The organism is Myxococcus xanthus, assembly GCF_013116825.1.
Taxonomy (GTDB): domain Bacteria; phylum Myxococcota; class Myxococcia; order Myxococcales; family Myxococcaceae; genus Myxococcus; species Myxococcus xanthus_B.
This window is the reverse complement of record NZ_JABFNS010000030.1, coordinates 62,806-71,038: the sequence shown is the minus strand read 5'-3', so window position 1 is coordinate 71,038 and position 8,233 is coordinate 62,806. Positions and strand designations below refer to the sequence as shown.

General features: G+C 67.0%; 9 protein-coding genes. 3 read left to right on the top strand and 6 right to left on the bottom strand.

The features are described from left to right. Together HNV26_RS11475 and HNV26_RS11470 are read right to left on the bottom strand one after the other, a co-directional pair. The coding region (locus HNV26_RS11475) for a helix-turn-helix domain-containing protein (protein ID WP_171439947.1) at positions 1-183 on the bottom strand (183 nt) is incomplete at its 3' end. 61 nt (positions 184-244) lie between these two features. Then, positions 245-904 carry an endonuclease/exonuclease/phosphatase family protein gene (locus tag HNV26_RS11470; RefSeq protein ID WP_253816471.1) on the bottom strand — a complete coding sequence of 220 codons (660 nt, stop codon included), beginning with the start codon at positions 902-904 and terminating at the stop codon, positions 245-247. Positions 905-1,095: 191 nt separating this feature from the next. On the opposite strand from HNV26_RS11470, the gene HNV26_RS11465 reads away from it, so the two are divergent. After that, entirely contained in the window at positions 1,096-1,860 is a 765-nt protein-coding gene (locus HNV26_RS11465) for a M57 family metalloprotease (protein WP_171439946.1), read from the top strand. A gap of 161 nt (positions 1,861-2,021) precedes the next feature. Here the strand turns inward: HNV26_RS11465 and HNV26_RS11460 are convergent, their stop codons facing one another. Next, the gene (locus HNV26_RS11460; protein ID WP_171439945.1) at positions 2,022-2,576 is read right to left on the bottom strand and encodes an AAA family ATPase; all 555 of its coding nucleotides are present in this window, start codon (positions 2,574-2,576) and stop codon (positions 2,022-2,024) included. Between the two features lie 49 nt (positions 2,577-2,625). Next, positions 2,626-3,525, bottom strand: a complete 900-nt coding sequence (locus tag HNV26_RS11455) for an alpha/beta fold hydrolase (RefSeq protein WP_171439944.1) — start codon at positions 3,523-3,525, stop codon at positions 2,626-2,628. Positions 3,526-3,695: 170 nt separating this feature from the next. Here HNV26_RS11455 and HNV26_RS11450 point away from each other — a divergent pair, with 170 nt between their 5' ends. Continuing rightward, a complete protein-coding gene (locus HNV26_RS11450; protein ID WP_253816470.1) occupies positions 3,696-4,283 on the top strand; it encodes a prolyl hydroxylase family protein in 588 nt (195 codons plus the stop codon). Between the two features lie 130 nt (positions 4,284-4,413). Here HNV26_RS11450 and HNV26_RS11445 read toward each other — a convergent pair whose 3' ends face one another. Further along, positions 4,414-5,349: a DMT family transporter gene (locus HNV26_RS11445; protein WP_171439942.1), complete on the bottom strand. Its 936-nt coding sequence runs from the start codon at positions 5,347-5,349 to the stop codon at positions 4,414-4,416. Positions 5,350-5,467: 118 nt separating this feature from the next. On the opposite strand from HNV26_RS11445, the gene HNV26_RS11440 reads away from it, so the two are divergent. Further along, entirely contained in the window at positions 5,468-6,205 is a 738-nt protein-coding gene (locus tag HNV26_RS11440) for an AraC family transcriptional regulator (RefSeq protein WP_366816848.1), read from the top strand. A 95-nt stretch (positions 6,206-6,300) separates the two neighbouring features. Here HNV26_RS11440 and HNV26_RS11435 read toward each other — a convergent pair whose 3' ends face one another. After that, positions 6,301-7,758: a hypothetical protein gene (locus HNV26_RS11435; RefSeq protein WP_253816469.1), complete on the bottom strand. Its 1,458-nt coding sequence runs from the start codon at positions 7,756-7,758 to the stop codon at positions 6,301-6,303. Positions 7,759-8,233 lie beyond the last annotated feature (475 nt).

Genomic DNA, 8,233 nt, shown 5'->3' with positions numbered 1-8,233 from the left:
GCGAGGGGCCCCGCCCCCATGGGGGCGCGCACAAACGCTGCCGGTTACCTCGAAGCGCGCGATGTAACGACGCACCGTGGCATAACCAAGCATGAAGCGACGGGCGATGGCACTCTTGCCCTCGCCCTCTTGCCAGGCTGCGATGACACGCTCGCGCAGGTCGAGCGAATGCGTACCGGACATAGCAGGCGATACCTCCTCACTCCGTCAACACCCTCCGCCTGCTCCCTTCATCCGCACCCCGCTATGAGGCAGAACCAGGCCATGTGGCACCGCAGTCGGCGTCTGGTCCGTCACAAGCGTGCTGGAAACCCGCGGAGGCGAAGGCCTTCATGGCCTCGCCTGAGCGGCCTTCATTCATGTCCCCCAGCACCAGGACCGGTCCTCGCCATCGCGCATAGCGCCGCACCAGCGCCTCCGCCTGGCGATGCCGAAGCACCGCGTTCTTCTCCATGGAAGTGAGCAGGTCATCTGCCCGCTCATGCCTGGCACCTGGCGCCATCAGGTGCACACAGGCCACCTTCACCAGGTGCTCACCGAGCCGGACCTCCGCCTCCAGCGCGGGCATCCGATGTGGCGTCTGTGGGAAGTGCTCCGTTCGCAGCAGCCGATACCGGCTGGCGATACCCACACCCCAGGTTCCCTTTCGCGGCGCCAACCACACGTGGGGGAACTGCTTCCCCAGTCGTTTCCGAAAAGCCCTGACGAACCTCGGCGTCAGCTCGCGCAGGCACAGGATATCGGGCGCCTCCTTCTCGATGACATCGAGCGACTTCTGCACGTCCTCCTCGGGAGCGGAGTAGAGGACGTTGTAGGTCATCACCGTGACGGGCTTGGGCGGTGAAGGCGCGGCACCTTCCTGGAGGGAAAGGCCCCACGTGAGCACGAGGCTGGAGAGACACATCTCCACAATCCACAGCAAGCCCCGTGCCTGTGTCTGGGAAGCCGCACCAGCACGTCATGGTCAGCGCCCTGCCTGATGGGTGACGGGAGTCACCAAGGGAGTGGCCAGGCACGGTGCCGCCTCGACCTCCGCCATGCTTTGCTCGAGCGAGCAGCGCAGAAACCCGATTCACGACAGGAGCCCATCGAACCATGTTCAAGAGAGCGGCAGTCCTGATGTTGAACTGTGGCGCATTGCTGTCCGGCTGCGGGCCCGACTCACATGCTGGGAACGCTGAACTCCGCTCCAATCTGACCGAGGCAGGGTTCCACCCCGACGACATCACCGTCGTCGATGACGCCGTCTACGTCGGGGGCGACGCACATGTGCCACTCACGGCCTCCCGGGAGATGCTCCAGCGCGGAGAGGGAAGCCAAGAACACTACATGGCGACCAACATCGTCGGCTCCAGCGTGACGAGGATTTGCGTCAATCCCACGACGGAGTTCCGGAGCCATGTCCGGCTCGTCCAAGGTCTCGATATGGCACTCGCCAACTACAATGCCTTGGGACTCAGGATTACCTTTGTTCGAGGCCCGGCCACCGGCTGTACCGCGAACATCACCGCGAAAACCATGGCGGGGAGTGGTCACGTCGCGGGCTTTCCCTCAGGAGGACTTCCCTATGGGGCGATTTCGATTGGCACCGGCCTGAACAGCTACGGCGTAGACTTGAATGAGCATGTCATCACCCATGCGCTGGGCCACACGCTGGGCCTCCGCCACACAGACCATTTCAACCCGAGCATCAGCTGTGGCAGTGGCGCGATGGAGCCGACGGGCGCGGGCGCATTGCACATCCCCGGAACGCCGACGGGGGCAACGCCGGGCGGGTCCATCATGAATACCTGCTACCCGTCTGGCCCCGACGGTGAGTTCACCCCTTCCGACATCGTCGCGTTGAACTTCATGTACTGAGATGCTGCGGGATGATGCGCCTGCACATGAGGCGCATCATCCGCCGCCGCCGCGACATGTCCGCCGAGGCGTTTCGTCGGGACGCGGAAGCCGTCACAGCGGACCTGGAACGATTGAAGGCCTGCTGGAGGGCCAACGAACGCGCTGAACGCACCGAGGCCCTACGGTGACTCCAGCCGGAAGCGCCCGTCCGTCAACCCACGGCGAACGGCGCCCACGGTCTCCGCGGCGTCCTGACTGCTGGTGTCGAGCACATGCCCCTCAGGGAGGGCAACCTCGCGGAAGCCGCGCCAGATGTTGCGCACCACGTCTGCGTCGGTGAGTGCGTCCGCGTGGACACGTCTCGTGGCACGCGCCACCGTCTCCGCTTCGCCCGGAAGCAGGACGATGAGGCGCAAGTCGAGCCGATGTGTCCGGGCGGCGACAAGCCAGGGCTCGAAGAACCAAGGGCCGATGACGCCGTCGACCATGACCTCATACCCGCCCACGGCATAACTCGCCGCGCTCGCCGCCAGCGCCGTCATCACCGTGGTGTTCTGAGCGTGGGACTCCGGCAGCCAGGGCGCCAGCCCCCCCTTGCGGATGTAGGCATAGAAGTCGTCGGCATGCAGGTGGACCGCACGCTCCAGGGGAGACTGCTCCGCGAGTCCACGTGCCACGGTGGACTTGCCAGCACCTGACGGGCCCGACACGAGGACGATTCGGTTCACCTTCATGGACCTCAGCGTAGCGTTTCGAGTTCACCGACGAAACCGCTCGCGGCTTTCACAAAAGGTAGGCGCTGCTCTCCCTGTGCACCGAATGTACGCGCTGGAGAAAGCCCCGCATGTGGGACGCGATTTCGTCCAGGTGCGTCTCCAGCGCCCAGTGTCCCGCGTCCAGGACGTGCAGCTCGGCGTTCGGAACGTCTCGAAGGTACGCGCGTCCGGCGCCCTCCGGCATGTAGCCGTCGTGGGGCCCCCACAGAATCAAGGTCGGGGGTTGATGCTCGCGCAGATACGCCTGATAGCGGGACATCCACGCCAGCGTCGTGCGCTGGTCCTCCAGCAGGTGGACCAGGTTCTCCTTCCGGCCGAAGCGCTCCACCAGGGACCAGGACAACGTCCACAGGTCCGGGCTGACGCGGTCGACGAGGCACTCGGGAATCTCGCCGATGAACTCGTCCCGGAAGCCCTCCTCACTCACCGCGGCCATCAACTTCGCTCGGTGCTCTGGCGTCGGATTCGCCCAGGACTCCTTCAGCATCCGGTACTTCGGCCCGAACTGGTCCACGTAGATGTCGCCGTTCTGGATGACGAGCGCCGCGACTCGCTCGGGCGCGCGCAGTGCCAGCCGGAAGCCAAACTGCGAGCCGTAGTCATGCAGGTACAGCGCGTAGCGCCTGAGCCCCAGCGTCTCCACGAACCGCTCCAGGAAGCGTGCGTACCCGTCAAACGTGTAGCTGAAGCGGCTCGGCTCCGGCGTCGCGCTGTACCCGAAGCCCGGCGCGTCCGGCGCGATGAGCCGCCATGCGTCCGCGAGCGCTGGCAGCAGGTTGCGGAACTGGAATGACGAGCACGGATAGCCGTGCGGCAAGAGCACCACCGGAGCATCCTCGGGCCCGGCCTCGCGGTAGAAGATCTCGAGGCCCTCCACTTCCACCGTCCTGTGATGGACCGCCGGCATGCATGAACCTCCCTGACCCGCGCCCGCCTTCCGGCGAGAACCTAGTCACCCAGGCGTCACCCCGTGGATGGATGCCAGGTGCCGTCGCCCGGTTGCTCGCGGGTCAACCGGGATAGAGTCCGCCCCACGGCCCGGCCGTGGCCGCCCCCTCATTCCGCCTCCCGATGACCATGACGCCCGTCCTGCCCAACCCGGATGATGTGCTCGGTACGCACAACCCGCTCGTCATCGTCCTGGGTGACCTGCTCAGCGCTGAGGAGTGCGCCGCGCTCATCGAACGGATTGAAGCAGAGGGGCCCACGGCGGCCCCCATCACCACCTCCGCGGGCTTCGTGATGCGCCCCGACATCCGGAACAACTCCCGGGTGATGTTCGACGACGCCCCCTTGGCGCAGATGTTGTTCGAGCGTGCCGCTCCGCATGTGCCGCACCGGCTCGAACACGAGTGGACGCTCTGTGGTGCCAATGAGCGCCTGCGCTGCTACCGGTATGACGTGGGCGAGTACTTCGCCCCGCATTTCGACGGCGCCTTCGTGAGGACTCGAGACGAGCGGAGCCTCCTCACCTTCATGGTCTACCTCAATGAATGTCCGGGCGGAGGCGCGACGAACTTCCTGTCGCTGGGGCACTCCGTGACGCCACGCACGGGCAGCGCGCTGCTCTTCAATCACCGCTTGCTTCACGAGGGCGCCACCGTCACCCAGGGCCGCAAGTACGCGCTGCGCACCGACCTCATGTATCGGCGCCCGGCCTCATGACCCTACCGAACCCCTCCAGTTTGGCACGGGCGTCATGCCCATGAACTTGAGTGGTGCCTGGTACAACGCGCAGCAGTCCGGCTGCGGCCTCCGCCCCGGGGAGTCCGTGGCCCCCCCCGGCGAGGAAAGCTCAGGTCGTCCCCGTCTTCAGCGAGGGCTGATGCCGAAGCAGGCTCGAACCACTGACGATGAGAATCCCGGTGAGCACCAACACGGCCCCCACGGCGAAGAAGCCATCCGCCTGCTCATTCAGCACCAGGATGCCCGCGCTGACGCCAAACAGCGGCGTCATGAAGGAGAAGACCGACAGGTTGGAGGCAAGATAGCGGCGCAGGAGCCAGAACCAGGTGAGGTAGCTGGCGAAGCAGACGATGACGCCCTGAAACAACAGACTTGCCCAGGCAATGGGCGCCATTGAAATCGGGCCGGCCTGACCGGTGAGCAGGGACACCGGCAGCAGGAGCGCGACGCCGCCCACCAGTTGGTAGAGGAGCGTCTGGGTGGGGGGCGCATCAGACAGCGCCGACACGCGAATGGCCACCGTGGTGGCTCCCCAGGCCAGTCCTGCCAGCAGCCCCAGCGCGTCGCCCCAGAGAACGCCCGGGCTGATGTCGCCTTGGAGCCAGCCACCGCCAAAGGCCAGCGCGATGCCCGCGAACGCCACGGCGATGCCCAACCACTGCGTGCGCCGCAGCCGCTCGGCAGGCACGAGCCAGTGCAGGCCCAGGGCGGCGAAGATGGGCGCGGTGTAGAGGAAGACGCCCATGTGTGACGCGTGGGTGTGGCGCAGCCCCTCGCCGACGAAGAGGAACTCCAGCGCGAAGAGCGCGCCCACCACGAGCCCTGGACGCCAGGGGCCACGGCGCAAGAGCCCTCGCTCGCCGCGCACCCAGCACAACAGCCCCACGAGCAGCGCGCCCACACCCGAGCGCACCGCCATCTGCATCATGGAGGGGATGTGGGGAGCGGCCAGCTTGACGGCCACCTGCTGCATGCCCCAGACGGCGCACAACGCGAGCATGCTCGCGAGCGCGAAGCCGTCCGCGGGTTTCCGGTGAGAACTCATGCGAACATCCTGCGCATGGCGGGGCTGATTGATATAGCGAGATTCCGACAACCCATCCCGAGAAGGCGCCATGGCGAGGCAGCTCCAGGTTCCTTTCACCACAAAGCTTCCACACCCCGTGTATTTCCGGACGGCGAGCCTGCCTGCCGCGGCGACGTACCCCCGGCATCGGCACCCCTGGGGTGAGTTCGTCTACGCGTTCAGCGGGGTGATGGAGCTCAAGCTGGCAGGCAGCCACTACCTGGCACCACCGCAGTACGGCATCTGGCTTCCCCCTGACGTGGAGCACCGGGGCATGAACCGCTTCGCGGCGAGCCACTGCTCGCTCTACCTCGCGCAGGCGTGGTGCCGGGGCATGCCCAAGACGACGTGCGCGCTGGCGGTGAGCCCCCTGGTGAAGTCATTGCTGGAGCACCTCCGCGCGCATGAGCTGGCGCAGCCGCGCACGAGCGCCGAGCGCCGGCTGTTCCGGGTGCTCATCGACCAGCTGACGCGGGCCCCCACCCATGGGAGCTACCTGCCCATGTCCGATGACTCGCTCCTGGAGCCGGTCCTCACGGCGCTCGAGCAGCACCCGGAGGATGAGCGCTCCCTGGCCGAGTGGGCGCGGGTGCTGCACACCACGGAGCGGACGCTGGAGCGCCGCTGTCAGCAGCACCTGGGGCTGTCGTTCAGCGAGTGGCGCCAGCGGCTGCGCGTGGTCAAGGCGCTCGCGAGGCTGGAGCAGGGCCACTCCGTGGAGGCCATCGCGCTCGACCTGGGCTACAGCAGCGCCTCCGCCTTCATCGCCATGTTCCGGCGGATGACAGGCACCACGCCAGACAAGGTCCGGGGCCACGGCTTCGTGGCCTCGTGAGGGCCTACTCCTGGAGCAACGCGCTGAAAAAACGAGGGCCGCGCCCCCCTTGGAATGGGCGCGGCCCTCACGTGCGGCATCGACGAGTTGAAGGACTACTCGCAGCTGCCCTGCCGCAGGTACGACAACAGCGAAGCATCGTTCTCTGAAGCCGGCTCCGCCCCCACCAGGCACTGCCCCTGGGCGACGACGACCTGCGAGTCATTCGCGGAGAGCAGCAGCTCGCCCGTCACCACCTGCAGGCCGCCCTTGAAGCCCGTGGCGCTGTTGGCGGGCGCCGCGCGCAGGCTCGGACCACCCGCGCCCCCGCTGAGACGCAGCCGATAGGTCGCGTCCTCATACGCCGCGGGAATCTCCGACGCGAGGTCCGCCTTCAGCGGCGCCAGGTAGAAGCGCGTCACCAGGTCGAACTCCGGCTGCACCTTCAGCAGCGGCGCGCCGTCCGCCCCGCGCGTCAGCGTCACGTCGAAGTGCCGACCCGACTGCTCATTGAGGTCCAGCGAGAAGAGCTTGTCGTTCCCCAGGCTCAGGTGGGTCTGCGCGTCGCCAAGCCCCAGGTTCTTCACCACGAAGTCCGTCTGATTCTCCGTCGCCTCGACGGAGTACGAGATGCCGGCCAGGGACACCGTCCAATCCTTGCCACGCAGCGACGGCGCCAGCCCCGTGTACGGGAGACGAACCTCCGTGGTGTTCAAGTCCAGCGAGAAGCGCGCGCGCTTCGCCTGCCCGTCCGCCTCGAACGCCACGAGCGGCGTGGCCCGCGCGGAGGAGAACGCGAAGGTGCTCCCCTCCAGCGCCAGCTCCAGCCGCAGCGCGTCCAGGATGGAGGCGCTGACCATCCAGTGCGACTCGCCCTCCTTCGACACCTTGAGCTCGACCTGCCCCACCATCACCTTCGGCAGGAACCCGGCAGATTCGGCGTCGAGCTGCTCCACCGCCCCCTTCAAGCCGCCCAGGTCCACCACCAGCGAGACGGCCTTCGGCAGGAAGCGCAGCGCCAGCGGCTCCGCGCGCTTCGCGCCGATGAGCAACTCCAGCTCCAGGGAGTCGTCCCCCAGGTTCGTCGCGCGAACGCGCAGCTGCGCATCATCCACGAAGCGGACACAGTCCGCGTCCGCAGGCTCCCTGCCGTCCGTGCAGATCTGCTCGCCCTTCAAGCGGAAGACGGTGGCGTTGTCCTCCGTGGACTCCACGTTGGCCTCGGTAAAGACGCGCTCGCGCAGGAACCGCTCCAGTTCGTCCGCCTGCGCGTCCATTTCATCCGCGTCGAACAAGGTGGACAGCGCCTCGCCTTCGTCACCCACCGGCAGCCCGGGGAGCGGCACGCCCTCGAAGCCCGCACCGAACAGCGCCATCGCGTCGTCCAGGCCATTGAGCGTCGACAGGCCGCTCACGGTCTTCATGCTGCTGCTGACGCCTCGCAGCGTCTCCGCCGACCGGGAGGCGGCGATGTCGGCGACCTTCTTCGCATCGGGAGCTTCATCGGAATCACAGCCCGTCGTGACGAATGCGACAGCCGCGACAGCCGCGAGCCAGGACCTGGAGTTCTGCATGGGGCGTTGCTCCTTGGGGGTGGGTAGACAGTGCCCCCGCATCAGCAACGACCGCGCCAACCCATACCCCCGGTGTTTCCGAGGGTTTCCGAGGGTTTCCGACACACCCTGGGCCTCAAAGTCGGGGTTGCCATGACATTCCTGTCATGACGGGCCTGTCGGCGCCGGTGCCAGGATGGCGCTTGCGCGGTGCGGGGTAGTCCCCAGTCGCAGTCCCTGCTGGGGGACGCACTGCAGGCGTCCCTTTGCTCCAACACCGGATGCCCCTGTTGGACGTCCTCAAGGCCCGGCAATCACTCGGCGCGCACGTGCTGCTGCGCGATCTGCGCGGCACGCTCAACACGAGCCTGTCGTCGCTGCCCCCTGAGTAGCAGGTGCTGACCGAGGAGCTGGTGACACGCATCTCGAGCGCGCTGTCTCCGTACTACCGCTGAGTGGAGCGTGAACCTCCGGGCCCGTGCCTCGCAGGTTCGAG

Coding starts and splice junctions, on each gene's coding strand:
- HNV26_RS11470 (WP_253816471.1), bottom strand. CDS start 904: ATGTGTCTCTCCAGCCTCGTGCTCACGTGGGGCCTTTCCCTCCAGGAA.
- HNV26_RS11465 (WP_171439946.1), top strand. CDS start 1,096: ATGTTCAAGAGAGCGGCAGTCCTGATGTTGAACTGTGGCGCATTGCTG.
- HNV26_RS11460 (WP_171439945.1), bottom strand. CDS start 2,576: ATGAAGGTGAACCGAATCGTCCTCGTGTCGGGCCCGTCAGGTGCTGGC.
- HNV26_RS11455 (WP_171439944.1), bottom strand. CDS start 3,525: ATGCCGGCGGTCCATCACAGGACGGTGGAAGTGGAGGGCCTCGAGATC.
- HNV26_RS11450 (WP_253816470.1), top strand. CDS start 3,696: ATGACGCCCGTCCTGCCCAACCCGGATGATGTGCTCGGTACGCACAAC.
- HNV26_RS11445 (WP_171439942.1), bottom strand. CDS start 5,349: ATGAGTTCTCACCGGAAACCCGCGGACGGCTTCGCGCTCGCGAGCATG.
- HNV26_RS11435 (WP_253816469.1), bottom strand. CDS start 7,758: ATGCAGAACTCCAGGTCCTGGCTCGCGGCTGTCGCGGCTGTCGCATTC.